12 protein-coding genes are annotated in these 13,295 nt (G+C 68.3%); 2 read left to right on the top strand and 10 right to left on the bottom strand.

Annotated features, from left to right (window positions below; genetic code table 11):
* Both AC1D1W_RS17855 and AC1D1W_RS17850 read left to right on the top strand, forming a co-directional pair.
* Window positions 1-759, top strand: a 759-nt coding sequence (locus AC1D1W_RS17855) for an SPFH domain-containing protein (protein WP_476944383.1), incomplete at its 5' end; no start/stop codon positions are given.
* A gap of 396 nt (window positions 760-1,155) precedes the next feature.
* Window positions 1,156-1,503, top strand: coding sequence for an RNA polymerase-binding protein RbpA (locus tag AC1D1W_RS17850; RefSeq protein ID WP_026266329.1), 348 nt, complete (start codon window positions 1,156-1,158; stop codon window positions 1,501-1,503).
* Between the two features lie 126 nt (window positions 1,504-1,629).
* Here AC1D1W_RS17850 and AC1D1W_RS17845 read toward each other — a convergent pair whose 3' ends face one another.
* The 10 genes from AC1D1W_RS17845 to AC1D1W_RS17800 all read right to left on the bottom strand — a co-directional run.
* Window positions 1,630-2,367: a VOC family protein gene (locus AC1D1W_RS17845; RefSeq protein WP_476944382.1), complete on the bottom strand. Its 738-nt coding sequence runs from the start codon at window positions 2,365-2,367 to the stop codon at window positions 1,630-1,632.
* A gap of 47 nt (window positions 2,368-2,414) precedes the next feature.
* Complete coding sequence (locus tag AC1D1W_RS17840; protein WP_028275587.1) at window positions 2,415-3,161, bottom strand: polyprenol monophosphomannose synthase; 747 nt, start codon at window positions 3,159-3,161, stop codon at window positions 2,415-2,417.
* 465 nt (window positions 3,162-3,626) lie between these two features.
* Window positions 3,627-5,306: an amidohydrolase gene (locus AC1D1W_RS17835; RefSeq protein WP_476944381.1), complete on the bottom strand. Its 1,680-nt coding sequence runs from the start codon at window positions 5,304-5,306 to the stop codon at window positions 3,627-3,629.
* A gap of 117 nt (window positions 5,307-5,423) precedes the next feature.
* On the bottom strand, window positions 5,424-8,363 hold the full coding sequence (locus AC1D1W_RS17830; RefSeq protein WP_476944380.1) for a DEAD/DEAH box helicase: 2,940 nt from the start codon (window positions 8,361-8,363) through the stop codon (window positions 5,424-5,426).
* 24 nt (window positions 8,364-8,387) lie between these two features.
* A complete protein-coding gene (gene tatC / locus AC1D1W_RS17825) occupies window positions 8,388-9,182 on the bottom strand; it encodes a twin-arginine translocase subunit TatC (RefSeq protein WP_028275586.1) in 795 nt (264 codons plus the stop codon).
* Window positions 9,183-9,230: 48 nt separating this feature from the next.
* Entirely contained in the window at window positions 9,231-9,500 is a 270-nt protein-coding gene (gene tatA, locus AC1D1W_RS17820; RefSeq protein WP_028275585.1) for a Sec-independent protein translocase subunit TatA, read from the bottom strand.
* A gap of 35 nt (window positions 9,501-9,535) precedes the next feature.
* Window positions 9,536-9,931: a hypothetical protein gene (locus AC1D1W_RS17815; RefSeq protein WP_028275584.1), complete on the bottom strand. Its 396-nt coding sequence runs from the start codon at window positions 9,929-9,931 to the stop codon at window positions 9,536-9,538.
* Between the two features lie 5 nt (window positions 9,932-9,936).
* A complete protein-coding gene (locus AC1D1W_RS17810; protein WP_476944379.1) occupies window positions 9,937-11,970 on the bottom strand; it encodes a helix-turn-helix transcriptional regulator in 2,034 nt (677 codons plus the stop codon).
* Between the two features lie 107 nt (window positions 11,971-12,077).
* A complete protein-coding gene (locus AC1D1W_RS17805; RefSeq protein ID WP_028275583.1) occupies window positions 12,078-12,473 on the bottom strand; it encodes an FKBP-type peptidyl-prolyl cis-trans isomerase in 396 nt (131 codons plus the stop codon).
* A gap of 48 nt (window positions 12,474-12,521) precedes the next feature.
* Window positions 12,522-13,295, bottom strand: a 774-nt coding sequence (locus AC1D1W_RS17800; protein WP_476944378.1) for an FKBP-type peptidyl-prolyl cis-trans isomerase, incomplete at its 5' end; no start/stop codon positions are given.

The raw sequence follows: 13,295 nt of genomic DNA, 5'->3' as shown, positions 1-13,295 counted from the left end.
GAGCAGGTGGTGTCCTTCCCGCCGCAGCCGGTCATCACCGAGGACAACCTGGTGGTCTCGATCGACACCGTGGTCTATTTCCAGGTCACGGACGCCCGGGCCGCCACCTACGAGATCGCCAACTACATCCAGGCAGTGGAACAGCTGACCACCACCACCCTGCGCAACGTGGTTGGCGGCCTCAACCTGGAGGAAGCGCTTACCTCGCGCGACCAGATCAACGGCCAGCTCCGCGGCGTCCTGGACGAGGCGACYGGTCGCTGGGGCATCCGGGTCTCCCGGGTCGAGCTCAAGGCGATCGATCCGCCCCACTCGATCCAGGACTCGATGGAAAAGCAGATGCGGGCCGAACGTGACCGCCGTGCCGCCATCCTGACGGCCGAGGGCACCAAGCAGTCCGCGATCCTCACCGCCGAAGGCCAGCGCCAGTCCTCCATCCTGAAGGCCGAAGGCGACGCGAAGGCGGCCATCCTGCGGGCCGACGGCGAGGCCCAGGCCATCCAGAAGGTCTTCGACGCGATCCACAAGGGCAACCCGGACCAGAAACTGCTGGCTTACCAGTACCTCCAGACCCTCCCGAAGATTGCCGAGGGATCCTCAAACAAGCTGTGGATCATTCCCAGCGAGGTTGGCGAGGCGCTCAAAGGGATCGGCAGCGTACTGGGTGCAGGCGCGGTGCAGGAGCAGACGGCCTCAACGCCGGACGTGGCTCCGTACTCACCGCCCGCCGCAGCCGACGGCCAAGGGAACCGGCCCTGAGCCTGCTCCCGCACTGGATCGGTCGGATCGGATAGCTCCGTCCTGGCCCCCGCGGACCGGCCATTTCGGCCGGCTGCGGGGGCCAGCCGGCTTAAGGCCGGACCGGTCGGGTACAGGATACGCAGTTCATGCCGCGGGGCTACTCGCTTTACCGCGCCCGCACCACTCCCGTATACTTGAATATTTGTCCGGTCAGTTCAGCCGTCCGGAACAAAAACGCTCCGCACAGCGTTGATTCCAATGACGTTCCAAAGAGTTTTGTCCACTGGTGACTGTCATCTGGCCGGGCCACACCGGGCCAGTTACGGTACAGCGCGGTGCAACCAGAAGTCCGGCGCCTGACGGTCCCCGGACAACGCAGGGCTTGACCCTGCGAACCGAATAGAGGGAGAAAAGATGAGCGATCGCAGCCTGCGGGGTATGCGCCTTGGCGCACAGAGCATGGAGACCGAATCCGGCGTCGAACCGGCTCCGCGCCAGCGGGTTGAATACCGTTGCGAGGATGGCGAGCAGGTGTTCGTGACATTCTCCTCGGAAGCCGAAATCCCCCCGGTCTGGGTTTCGAAGACGGGCAAGGAGGCGTTGCTGGTGGACGGCGAACGCCCCGTCAACAGCAACGAGAAGGCAGTGCGCACGCACTGGGACATGCTGCTGGAGCGCCGCTCGCTTCCCGAACTTGAGCAGATCCTCGAAGATCGCCTCACCATCCTGCGCGAACGCCGCGGCGAACGCCGTTCGGCCTAGTCCCCAGCGCATCGGCTACGGTGCGGGCCCGGCCCTTTTCCTGTTCCTGCGCCTCCATGCTCTGCGGCTCCTCTGCGCATCCTGCGGCTGCATCGCCTGGACGCGTGCAGGAGCCGGGATTCTGCGTCAGCCGGGGGTGAGGACGCAGAACTCGTTGCCCTCCGAGTCGGCGAGGCAGACCCAGGGCACATCGCCTTGGCCGACGTCGGCGTCAGTGGCGCCCAGAGTCCGCAGCCGGGCCACCTCCGCCGCTTGATCATCACCCGGGTATGGCATCAGGTCGAGATGGACACGGCCCCACACGGCAGGCACGCCGGGCGTACGAAGGAACCCAAGGTACGGCCCGACACCCTTGGCCGAACGCAGCCTCGCGTGATCGTCGTCCACCTCGTGCAGGGTCCAGTCCGTCGCCCCGGCCCAGAACCCGGCCATGGCCCGTGGGTCTGCACAGCTGACCACCACCGCGGCGATCGGCCCGGTGTCCTGGTAGATCGGGCGGGGCTCCAGCACGCGGAACAGGTTGCCCTCCGGGTCGGCCAGTACCGTCCACGGCTCAGCACCCTGGCCGACGTCGGCGGGCRTCGCGCCGAGCCCCAAGAGATGCGCCACCAGCTCCGCCTGGTGGGCCGCAGAGGTGGTGGCGAGATCGAGGCGCGCCCGGTACCCCACCGTCTCGGGGTCCGGGACGGTGACGACATCGACGCAGACGGCGGCGGGGTCCGGCCAGACGAAACCCAGGGGTTCAACATTGGTCACACCGGGTCCCTCGCTGGACACACCCCAGCCGAGTGCCTCCGCCCAAAACCGGCCGAGCGTTGAGTCATCCCGAGCCTTGAAATTCACCTGAACAAGTCGCAGCGCCATACCGCCCGACCCTATACCCCGGTGATGCCCGGACCGGGAGACACGCCTTAGGCGTCCTGCCTGCTGTCCTGCTTGCCCCGGAGCTTGTTCCAGCGGGCCGTGAGTCCCCATTTGGTGACGTTGATCATGGCTTCGACGACGATGTTGCCGCTCATCTTCGAAGCGCCGAGCTCGCGCTCCACGAACGTAATGGGCCGTTCCACGATGGTCAGGCCGAGCTTGGCCACGCGCCAGGCAAGATCCACCTGGAAGCCATAGCCTACCGAGTCGACCGCATCCAGGTTCAGCTTCTCCAGCGTGGTCCGCCGGAAGGCGCGGAAGCCGCCGGTGACGTCCTTGATCCTTACTCCGAGCATGATCCGCGCGTACGTGCTGCCGACGCGGCTGATGGCCTGGCGGTAGAGCGGCCAGTTGACCACACGGCCGCCGGGAACCCAGCGGGAGCCCATGGCGAGGTCCGCGCCCTGCTCCACGGCCTCGATCAGCTGCGGCAGCTGCTCGGGCTGGTGCGAGCCGTCAGCGTCCATCTCCACGAGGATGTCGTAGCCGGCGTCCAGGCCCCACTTGAAGCCCGCGATGTACGCCGCTCCCAGGCCGGCCTTTCCGGCGCGGTGCAGGACGTGGACCTGTCCGTCTTCTGCGGCCATGCGGTCCGCCAGCTGCCCCGTGCCGTCAGGGCTGTTGTCGTCGACAACCAGCACGTCGGAGGCGGGCACGGCTGTGCGCAGGCGACCGAGGGTCTTGGGCAACGATTCCAGCTCGTTATAGGTCGGGATGATGGTGAGGACACGCACAGCGAGGCCTTTCCTTGAAGGGAGCGGTCGGTGCGCCGAAAGTCAATGGTTCCGGATATTCAGGCGCAACTTCCCATTATAGGGAGTTGCGCGCCCGTGGGGCGCCCGCGAGGCGGCCGTGCGGCCGCCCGGGCAGGTCCACCCGCTTCGGGCCAGTTCCGGCAGGCCACGAATTGCGGCGCCGGAACCGTTTTCTGCTGCGAAGTAGACCCGCCCCCTGGGGGTGCCCGTGGTCATGACCAAGTAAAGCTCCCGCGGGTGCGGCAACCTGGGAAGGACCGTGGACTGCCGGAGTCTGCGCGGTACGCAACCCTCCGTTGCCCCTCAATGCTACGGGGGCGGGCCGATCTGTCAACCGAGCCGTGACCTGCCGTTTCGTCTGTCGGCGCAGTTCAGGGCGGGGTCGCGGGTGGAAATGTTTCCGCTCCGTCCGCTGGATGACGGGCCGGATCAGGCGCCAGGTGTTCAGGCGTGGAGGGCGCCGCTGGCATAGAGTTCCTGGCCGTCCCGTACCGTCAGGAGGCAGGCCGGATCGCTGCCGGTGTCGAGCGCCGGCAGCAGCGGGGTACGGGCGCGCGGGTCGGTGCTCCACGACTGCACGCGCCCGTCGGCCACCTGGACCATGAGCTCCTCGACCCCCCAGACCGCAAAGCTGGCCGGAGCGCCCGGCACCAGTTGCCCGGCCATGGGGTTGGGGTAGCGGGCTGCCCGCCAGCCGGCCCGCGTGTGGCCGAGGAACGCGGCGCGGGCGGAGATCTGTTCGGCGGGATTGGTGTGCTGCAGGCACGCGCGCACGCTGGACCACGGCCGGAGCGGCGTCACCGGACTGTCGCTGCCGAAGCAGATCGGCACACCGGCCGCGTAGAGGCTGCCAAAGGCATTCATTCCCAGCCGGCGGGAGCCGAGCCGCTGCTGGTACAGTCGGTCCCCGCCACCCCACAGGGCGTCGAAGACCGGCTGCGCGCTGACGCTGACCGAATAGCGGGCCAGCCGGCTGATGGCCGCGGCATCCGCGAGTTCGACGTGCTCGAACCGGTGCCCCGCGGCACGGACGCGCTGCTCCCCCACCTCAGCCGCGGCGAGGTCGAGGGCGTCGAGGGCCGCGTCCAGGCCGGCGTCGCCGATCACGTGGAAACCCGCCTGGATCCCCAGGAGGGAGCACGCCGCGAGGTGGGCGGCTGCCTCGGCCACGGAGAGGTACAGGCTGCCGCGCTCTCCGGGCGCGTCGGTGTAGTCCGCACGCAGGGCGGCAGTCCGTGAGCCGATCGAGCCGTCGATGTTCAGGTCGCCGGCCAGGCCCAGCACGGGCAGGCCCAATTCGTCCAGGATGGACTGGGCATGTTCGGCGGATCCGGCGAGCTCGCCCCAGTACGGCAGGATCTCCGGCACTGCCACGCCGTCCACCCCGTTCGGTCCGCCGCCGGAGGTGCTGTTCCAGGCCACCGCGAGCCGCAGGTCCTCGATGCTTCCGATATGCGGCGCGGCCATCTCGGCGAGGGCCACGTAGCCGTTGGCCGCTGCCTCGGCGAGGGCGCGCTGCTGGTATGCGCGCAGGGCGTCCGCCGGCAGCCGGCGGGCCGCCAGGCGGGCCGCGGTGTGGGCGTCGCGTTTGACCTGGCTTCCGGCGCCGCCGCCGTCGAGCCCGTCCAGTCCGGCCGATGCGGCCAGGGAGTTCGATATCAGGGCCGAGTGGACATCCACGCGGGACAGGTAGACCTGGCGGCCGCCGGCCGCGCGTTCGATTTCGTCCCGGGAGGGCAGGGCGGGATCGGCCCAGGTGGTCTCGTCCCAGCCGTGGCCCAGGACGGGACCGCCCGCGCTGGACGCGGAGGCGGCGGCGACGGCGTCGAGGAGTTCAGCGGAGGAGCGCACCCCGGTCAGCTGGAGGCCCTCCAGCGCGATTCCGGTTTCCGTCAGGTGGATGTGGGAGTCCACGAAGCCGGGGGCCAGGAGCGCGCCCTGCAGATCGATCACCTCCATGGAGGCATCGGCGATGGACGTGGCGGCCTGCTCGGAACCAACCCAGGCGACGGTGTCGCCGTCGACCAGCATCGCAGTCGCAAAGGGATCGGCAGCTGTGTAGACCGAGCCGTTGCGGTACAGCGTGACGTTGCGGGGGGCGGGGGCGGCCGGCGAATCGGTCATGGGGCGGGAACTCCTTGTTGCTGGGGGCCGGCCGAGGGCCGGCGGGTTCGAAAATCTGGGAGGCCGCGGTAGCGGGCCAGCGACTGACGCAGGGAGCGGGCCGGTCCGGCCCGCGCCCTAGGCCACGGAGGAATAGGCGACGACGCCGCGTTTGATGAGCTTGATGGCCTCCGCGCACAGCCGCGCAATCCGGGGGTCGAGGTTCGGGATGTCGGCGAGCTGGTCCAGGAGGTCGATCACCTGTTTGACCCAGCGGACAAAGTCGCCCGCGGCCAGGTCGGTGCCGCTCAGCACGTCCTGGAGGTGCCGGCCCTTGGCCCATTTGAAGATCGGCCACACAAGGCCGAGCTCGGGCTCGCCAGTGAGGGGCAGCTTGTTGGCTTCCTCGACGTCCTCCAGCGCGGACCATTCGCGGACCACGGTGTCTACCGCGGATTCCAGGGACACGCTCGGCATCTTGGGCCGCAGGCCGCGGTCCTCGCGCTTGGCCTGGTAGACGAGCACACTGGCCAGCGCGGCGATCTCGGCGGCGTCGAGGTCGTTGAAGGCCCCCATCCGCAGTGACTGCGAAATCAGCAGGTCCTTTTCGCCGTAGATCCGCCGCAGGCGTTGCCCGTCCGGGCTGATGGACAGCGCGCCCGTGTCCGAGGTTTCAAGGTAGCCGTAGCCCGTCAGGACGCCGCACACACGGTCGAACGTCTTGGCGATGGTGTTGGTCCGGCCCTGGATCTGGCGGATGAGCCCGTCCGTTTCCTGGCGGAGTTTCCACCAGCGTTCGGACCACCGGGCATGGTCCTCGCGTTCGCTGCAGCCGTGGCAGGGATGGGCGCGCAGTTCCCGGCGGAGCTCAGCGATCCGCTTCTCCTGGTTGGGCGCAGCGGAGGCCCGGCCGAAGTCGTCGTCGCGGCGCGGCGGCGCCGGCGGCCGGTGCTCGCGGATGGCGTTGCGTACCGAGGACGCCAAGTCGCGGCGGGACTTGGGAACCTTGGCGTTGAAGGTCTTGGGAATCCTGATCCGGGTGATCGGCGACAACGGACCTTCGACGTCGTGCAGGCCAATCCGGCGGAGCTGGTTGTCCAGCGTCATGACGGCGGGGCGGGGCTCGCGGGATTCGTGGTCGGAGCTGAGCACCACCGCGAGCCCCGGCGACTTCCCGGCCGGAACATCCACCACGTCCCCCGGAAGCAGCCTGCTCAGGGAGTCCTCGGTCAAGGACTTCCTGGCCCGGGACGTGCTCCGCGAGGCCATGGTTTCGGCATCACCCAGGGCCCGCCGCAGCCGCGCGTATTCGGTGAAGTCGCCCAGATGGCAGGTCATGGCCTTGCTGAACCCGGCAATGGATTCTTCCCGGCTCCTGACCTGCCGGGCCAGTCCCACCACGGATCGGTCCGCCTGGAACTGGGCAAAGGATGATTCGAGGATCTCCCGGGCGCGCGGCCGGCCGAACTGCGCCAAAAGGTTGATCGACATGTTGTACGTGGGCCGGAAGCTGGAGTTCAGCGGGTAGGTTCGCCGTGAGGCCAGGCCGGCGACGGCGGCCGGATCCGTTCCGGGCTGCCACAGCACGACGGCGTGGCCCTCGACGTCGATGCCGCGGCGGCCGGCGCGGCCCGTCAGCTGGGTGTACTCCCCCGCCGTGATGTTGACATGGGCCTCGCCGTTGAACTTGTCCAGCTTTTCGAGCACGACGCAGCGGGCCGGCATGTTGACGCCCAGGGCGAGTGTTTCGGTGGCGAAGACGGCCTTGACCAGCCCGTCGACGAACAGCTTCTCCACAACCTCCTTGAAGGTCGGCAGCATGCCGGCGTGGTGCGCGGCGAGCCCGCGGAGCAGGCCGTCCCGCCAGCTCCAGAAGCCGAGCACATCGAGGTCATCCGAGGGGATGTCCTGGGCGGCCTCGTCGACGCGCCGGGCGATGATCTGCTGTTCGGCCTCGCTGGTCAGCCAGAGTCYGGCCGCGACGCACTGGGCCACGGCGGCATCGCAGCCGGCGCGCGAGAAGATGAATGTGATGGCCGGCAGGAGGTCCTGCCGGTCCAGGCTGGCGATGACCTGCGGCCGGCTGGCCTTCCGCACCGGGCTGCGCTGGGCGCCCTGCGGTTCGTCCCGCTGGCTGCGTTGCTGGCGGCGCTGGTTCCGGCCGCCGTGGCCGAAGCGGCCACGGAAATTCATCTGGCTCTCGGCCCGGGCCATGGACAGCAGTTCCGGGTTGACCTCGAAGCCGGCCCGCCCTGGCACTTCCGAGGTGACGGCGGCCGCCGGGCCGCCGACAACAGCATCGGCTACGGCGGATGCCTCCCCGGCAGTTGCCTCACTGGCAGTTGCCCCAACAGGCAGGGCGATCTCGTCAAAGCTCGTGTCGCCGGCAAACAGGTCCACGATCTTCCGCCCCACCATGACGTGCTGCCACAGCGGCACCGGGCGGTGCTCGGAGACGATCACATCGGTCTGCCCGCGGACGGTGTCGAGCCACGCACCGAACTCCTCGGCGTTGGAGACCGTGGCACTCAGGGACGCCACCTGGACCTCGCTGGGCAGATGGATGATGACTTCCTCCCACACGGCGCCGCGGAAGCGGTCGGCGAGGTAGTGGACTTCGTCCATGACCACGAAGCCGAGATCATCCAGGGTGTCCGAATCCGCGTAGAGCATGTTGCGGAGCACTTCGGTGGTCATGACCACCACCGGGGCGTCGCCGTTGATGCTGGTATCTCCGGTGAGCAGGCCCACCTGGGCGGCGCCGTACTTGGCGGCCAGTTCGGAGTACTTCTGGTTGCTCAGGGCTTTGATGGGGGTGGTGTAGAACGCCTTGAGCCCACGCTGGAGGGCCAGATAGATGGCGAACTCCCCCACAATCGTCTTCCCGGCGCCGGTGGGGGCGGCCACCAGCACGCCCCGGCCGGCCTGCAGGGACAGGCATGCTTCGCGCTGGAAGTCATCGAGTTCAAATTCGAGCGAGCGGATGAACCCGCCCAGATAGGTCTTGGCTTCAGCAGCCCGCTCGACGCTGGCGCGGTAACGTTCGGACGGTGATTCCGGCCCGGGGTGTGAGGACATGTTTCCAGCCTAGTGCGCGAAAGGCTAGAGATTCTCCAGCTCGGAGCTGGGGGTGGCGTGGTCGGCGGTGGCTTCGGTCTCGGCGTCGCGTTTGACGGCGCGCCGCTCGCGCCGGCGATCGTTGAGCAGGCACAGCCCGATCGCGGCGAAGAACAGCGCCAGCATGGGTCCGGCCAGGTAGAACATGCTCATGGCGTCGGCGCCGGGAGCGGCCATCGCGGCGAACAGGCAGACCAGGAAGACTGTAATCCGCCAGCTCTTGAGCAGCTGCTGGCCCTTGATGAGTCCGGCCAGGTTCAGCCCGAACAGGACCACCGGGAGGAGGAAGGCGATGCCGAAGGCGAGCAGCAGCCGCAGCACGAAGGACAGGTACACCTGGGCGCTGATGAAGTTGGAGCCGCCCGACGGCGTGAAGTCGGTCAGGACGCGGACCGCGTTGGGCAGCACGAGCCAGGCCAGCAGGACGCCGCCGACGAAGAGCGGCACGGCCGCCGCCACGAAGGACAGGGCCAGGCGGCGTTCCTTCTTATGCAGCCCCGGCACGATGAAGGCCCAGAGCTGGTAGAGCCAGACGGGGCTGGCGATAATCAGGCCCAGGAACACGGAGACCTGGATCATGAGGTCGAACGAGCTCGCGACGCCGTCGAAATTTAGCGTGGCTTGGCGGCCTTCATGTTCGTTCAGGTCGCGGATCGGCTTGATCAGCGCCGCCAGCATTGGCTGGTAGACAAGGAAACCCACTACCGTCCCAAGGACGACGGCGATTGCCGCCTTAAAGAGCCGGTTGCGCAGCTCTTTGAGGTGGTCGAGGAGCGCCATCCTCCCCTCGGGGTTCGATCGACGGCTCATGGTTACTGCCATGCGGTCTTAGGCGCGGGTCGACGGCGGAACGTCGGTTCCGTCGCCCGTGCGGCTTTCCGGTGCGCCGGTCTGCGGGTGGTTGATGACCCGTCCTTCAACCGGCTCGGAGCCATCCTTGGCATCGGTGGTGCCGTCCTTCTTCATTTCCCGGACTTCCGACTTGAAAATGCGCATCGACTGGCCCAGGCTGCGGGCCATACCCGGCAGCTTCGGCGCAGCGAACAGCACCAGTGCCAGAACGATGATGATGATGAGATGCCAGCCTTCAAGCCTCATGGGGAGAGGTCCTTTCGTTTGAATACATCCTATGTCTAACGCGTTTCGATGTCGCGCAGCGCCTGGGGTTGCCCGCGGTCCTTCTTGCGTTGGATGCGGCGCAGCCGGCGGGCGTTTTGCCGGGCGAGCTTGGATGCGTGGTAATCATGTCGCATCCGCGCGGGCGAGGCAAAAATGGCGTCGCCGGGCACCGGCCGAAGGGATTCGTCCGCGCTGCCCGGGTCACCGGCGCCGGCCGCTGTCGAACCAGCCGCTGAAACGGTGCCGGTGCCCGCTGGTGAAGGCAGGGTGGAAAAGCGGTCCGCGGCTTCACCCAATTCGGTGAGCGTCGTTGTGGCTTGCCGGAACAGCCGGAAGCCGAGCACGCCGAAGAACAACAGCGACAACGCGACAAGCGCTATCCAAATAACGATCCAGGACCACCAAGGCATGCTGATCAGTCTATCGGGCGATCTGAGAAGGCTTCGTATTGCGTCAGGGCCGCGGCGAGCCACTCCCGCGACGCGGCCGCGAGGGCCTCTGGCTGCAGGATCCGCACCATCCCGCCGTGCTGGGCCACGAACATCGGCAGCCAGTCCGTGCTGCCAAACCGGATTTCGGCGAGCATGCCGCCGCCTGGCAGAGCCGCGGTCCGCTCGGCGTAATAGTCATCAGCGAGGCCGGTGCCGCGGGGCGCGAGTTCCACGACGACCACCGTGTCGTCGTCGTTCGGGGTGAACAGTTTCACCGGAAAGCTGTCCGCCGGCTTTGCCGGCGCGGCCGCCCGCCGGCCGTTGGGCTCAAGGGCTTCGATCCTGTCCAGCCGGAAGTTGCGGAGGCCCTGGGCGGAGTGGCAGTACGCCTCGAGGTACCACGTGTTGTCCAGCGAATAGAGCCGCAGGGGGTCCACGTCGCGTTCGGACACGGCGTCGCGCTGCGCCGAGAAGTACCTCAGGTGCAGTTGCGCGCCGGATTCGAGGGCGGCGCGGGCGGTGTCGAGGATGGCGGAATCACCGGGGGCCACCTCGGGGCCGGAGAGCGCGGTGGCTTTGACGCCTTCCTCCCCCGCCGCGGCCATGAGTTTGAGCGTCACCGATTCCAGGGCGCCGCCTTCGGCGAGCTCGGGCAGGCTGTTGAGCGTCTCCAGGCCGGTCAGGAGCGCACAGGCCTCGTCCACGGTGAACCGTACGGGGCGGGTCAGGTCCAGGGCCTGGGTGATGAATACGTGGTCATCGTCCCACTGGATGTCCAGCAGATCGTCGGGGTAGCCCTCCGGCAGGCCCGAGCAGATCAGGATCCGCAGGTCGTCCTCGAGTGCCTTGCGGGTGATGCCAAACCTGGCGGCGACCTCGCTGATGTGCAGTCCCTGGTTGTGGACAAGGAACGGGACCAGTTGCAGCATCCGCTTGAGCTGGTCCTCCGAGGTTCGTTTACGGGTACGGCCGGCGCGGCCCGCCGCCGGGAAGGCGACGTCCGGCAGGGGCCTGTCGGCGAACTCGGCGGCCGCCGTGAGGCGGCGGTGGACGGCGCCGGCGAGTTCGGGGGGTGAAATCACGGTGACGCGGGGACCGTAGGAGGCCAGCTCCTCGCCCAGGGTCTCCGCATCGCGGAAGGGCACCGCGAGGCGGTCCGTCCCGGCCGGGTGCCCCGGTGTTCGGGCTTCCGGCGCTGCGGCTTCCGGCGCTGCGTCCGGAAGCGGCTGGGCGCGTTTGCGGAGGCCCAGGAGCCGCCCGTGTTCGACGTCGACCACAGCGCTCTGCACCGGCAGCTCGGCCAGGCCGGCCAGCTCCGCGCGGACGTTGAACCCGGCCGGCGGCGTGAAGCTCTCCTTCTCCAGGACGGTCACGGCGGACGTCAGGCGGGACAGGCGGAAGAACCGTTTGTCCCCCCGGCCCCGGTCGTGGCCCACGAGGTACCACTGGCCGAAGCGGCTGCCCAGGCCCCAGGGCTCCACCAGGCGTTCCTGCTCCTGGCCGGTGCTGCCGGCGAGGTAGCTGAACCGGACCGGGTGCTGGGCGTGTATCGCGGCGACCAGGTCCTCGAAGGCCTGGCCGGCGGGGCGGATGCGCGGCTGGACGCCGGTGGGGAGTTCGGCGTCGACCAGGCCGCCGGCGGCCTGCAGCTTCCGGACCGCGTCGACGGCGGCGGAGCCGAGGGCGGCGTGCTCCCAGAGCTGGGCCGCGAGGATCAGGACCGTGCACTCTTCGGGGGTGAGGCTGACGTCGGGCAGCCGGTTCGATTCCTTGCCGATCCGGTAGCGGGTGGTTGCCGGGTCGTCGGAGCCCCAGCCCGTGTCCGTCACGGCCTCGACGTCGAAGCCAAACTGGCGCAGCTCGCCTTTGTCGCGTTCGAACATGCGGCCGAAGGCGACGTCACTGCTCGTGGTGTCGTGGTAGACCTTTTCGCGCAGCTCGCTGCGGCGCAGGCCGTACTTGGTGTTGAGCAGGGCGATGAGCAGGTTCAGGAGGCGTTCTGTACGTGAGGCGGACACCCCGCAAGGGTACTAAAGCCGGTCCCGGAAAATGACGAAAGCGCGGCAACAGCCGGAAGAACTTTTCCGATTGTTACCGCGCTTCGTTCCCCGGGGGCGGGTGGGGACTAGCGGACGGCGACGAGGTCCACGACGAAGATCAGGGCCTCGTTGGGGCCGATCGCCCCGCCGGCGCCACGGGAGCCGTAGGCAAGCTCGGACGGGATCTCGAGCCGGCGGCGGCCGCCGACCTTCATGCCCAGCAGGCCCTGGTCCCAGCCCTGGATGACCTGGCCGACGCCGACCCGGAAGTCCAGCGGCGCGCCGCGGCCCCAGGAAGCGTCGAATTCTTCACCGGTGGACCAGGCGACGCCCACGTAGTGGGTGGAAACGGTGTCGCCGGCTTTGGCCTCGGCGCCGTCCCCTTCGATCAGGTCGGTGATGACCAGTTCGGTGGGGACGTCTCCTACGGGGAAGTCAATTTCCGGCTTCTCGCGGTCGAGGTTGCGCTGTCCAAATGACATGGTTGCTCCTTTGAGGTGACGTGTAGTGGTTGCAGTTGTAGCGGTGGGTTACTTGACGCCGAGGATATCGACGACGAAGACGAGGTCGCCCTTCGCGTCGCCCTGGCCCTGATCCCCGTAGGCGAGGTCCTTCGGGACGACCAGAAGGACACGGGAGCCGACCGTCTTGCCGGTCAGGCCCTGGGTCCAGCCCTTGATGACGCCGGTCAACGGGAAGGTGGCCTTCTTGCCACTGTCGAAGCTGGAGTCGAAGACCTTGCCGGTGGCGAGGGCGACGCCCACGTAGTTCACGGTAATGGTGTCGGTCTCCTTGAGGGCCTGGCCCTTGCCGGTGATGAGGTCCTGGGAGACCAACGCGGTCGGCGCCTTGACGCCGGCGACGGAGATCTCCGGGACGCCCTTGTCGTTTTCCTTCACGGTCGGCAGTCCGGCCGGCGGGGTGACGGCGTCGCCCTCAGGCTTGTCCAGGACCGGCGGAGCGTCCTTGGCGGAGAGCACCTTGACGATAAGGAGCTGGGTCGGCTTGGCCGCGGTACCCTCGGCTGCGGCCTGGCCGGGAACGGCGAGGGCGAGGTGCGAGCCGATCTTGGCGCCCACGAACGCGTTGTAGATGACGGGGCTGCTGCCCTTGAGCTCGTCGTTTAGCTCCAGCGGCTCGGGATCGTTCGGGAACGTGTCTTCGAGGGTGGAACCGTCGGTGCCGTTGAAGGCCACGATCGAAATGTTGGCGATCTGGTTGGCCTTGACCCGCTCGCCACCGCCCTCGGTGACCACCTTGACGGTGGGTTCCTTGACGTCGAGCGACTTGGTGAAGTCGACGCC

It is taken from the genome of Arthrobacter sp. P1_B4 (assembly GCF_056406555.1).
The sequence above is the reverse complement of the archived record's forward strand: the minus strand, read 5'-3'. Positions and strand labels throughout refer to the sequence as shown.

Coding starts and splice junctions, on each gene's coding strand:
- AC1D1W_RS17850 (WP_026266329.1), top strand. CDS start 1,156: ATGAGCGATCGCAGCCTGCGGGGTATGCGCCTTGGCGCACAGAGCATG.
- AC1D1W_RS17835 (WP_476944381.1), bottom strand. CDS start 5,306: ATGACCGATTCGCCGGCCGCCCCCGCCCCCCGCAACGTCACGCTGTAC.
- tatC (WP_028275586.1), bottom strand. CDS start 9,182: ATGGCGCTCCTCGACCACCTCAAAGAGCTGCGCAACCGGCTCTTTAAG.
- tatA (WP_028275585.1), bottom strand. CDS start 9,500: ATGAGGCTTGAAGGCTGGCATCTCATCATCATCATCGTTCTGGCACTG.
- AC1D1W_RS17815 (WP_028275584.1), bottom strand. CDS start 9,931: ATGCCTTGGTGGTCCTGGATCGTTATTTGGATAGCGCTTGTCGCGTTG.
- AC1D1W_RS17805 (WP_028275583.1), bottom strand. CDS start 12,473: ATGTCATTTGGACAGCGCAACCTCGACCGCGAGAAGCCGGAAATTGAC.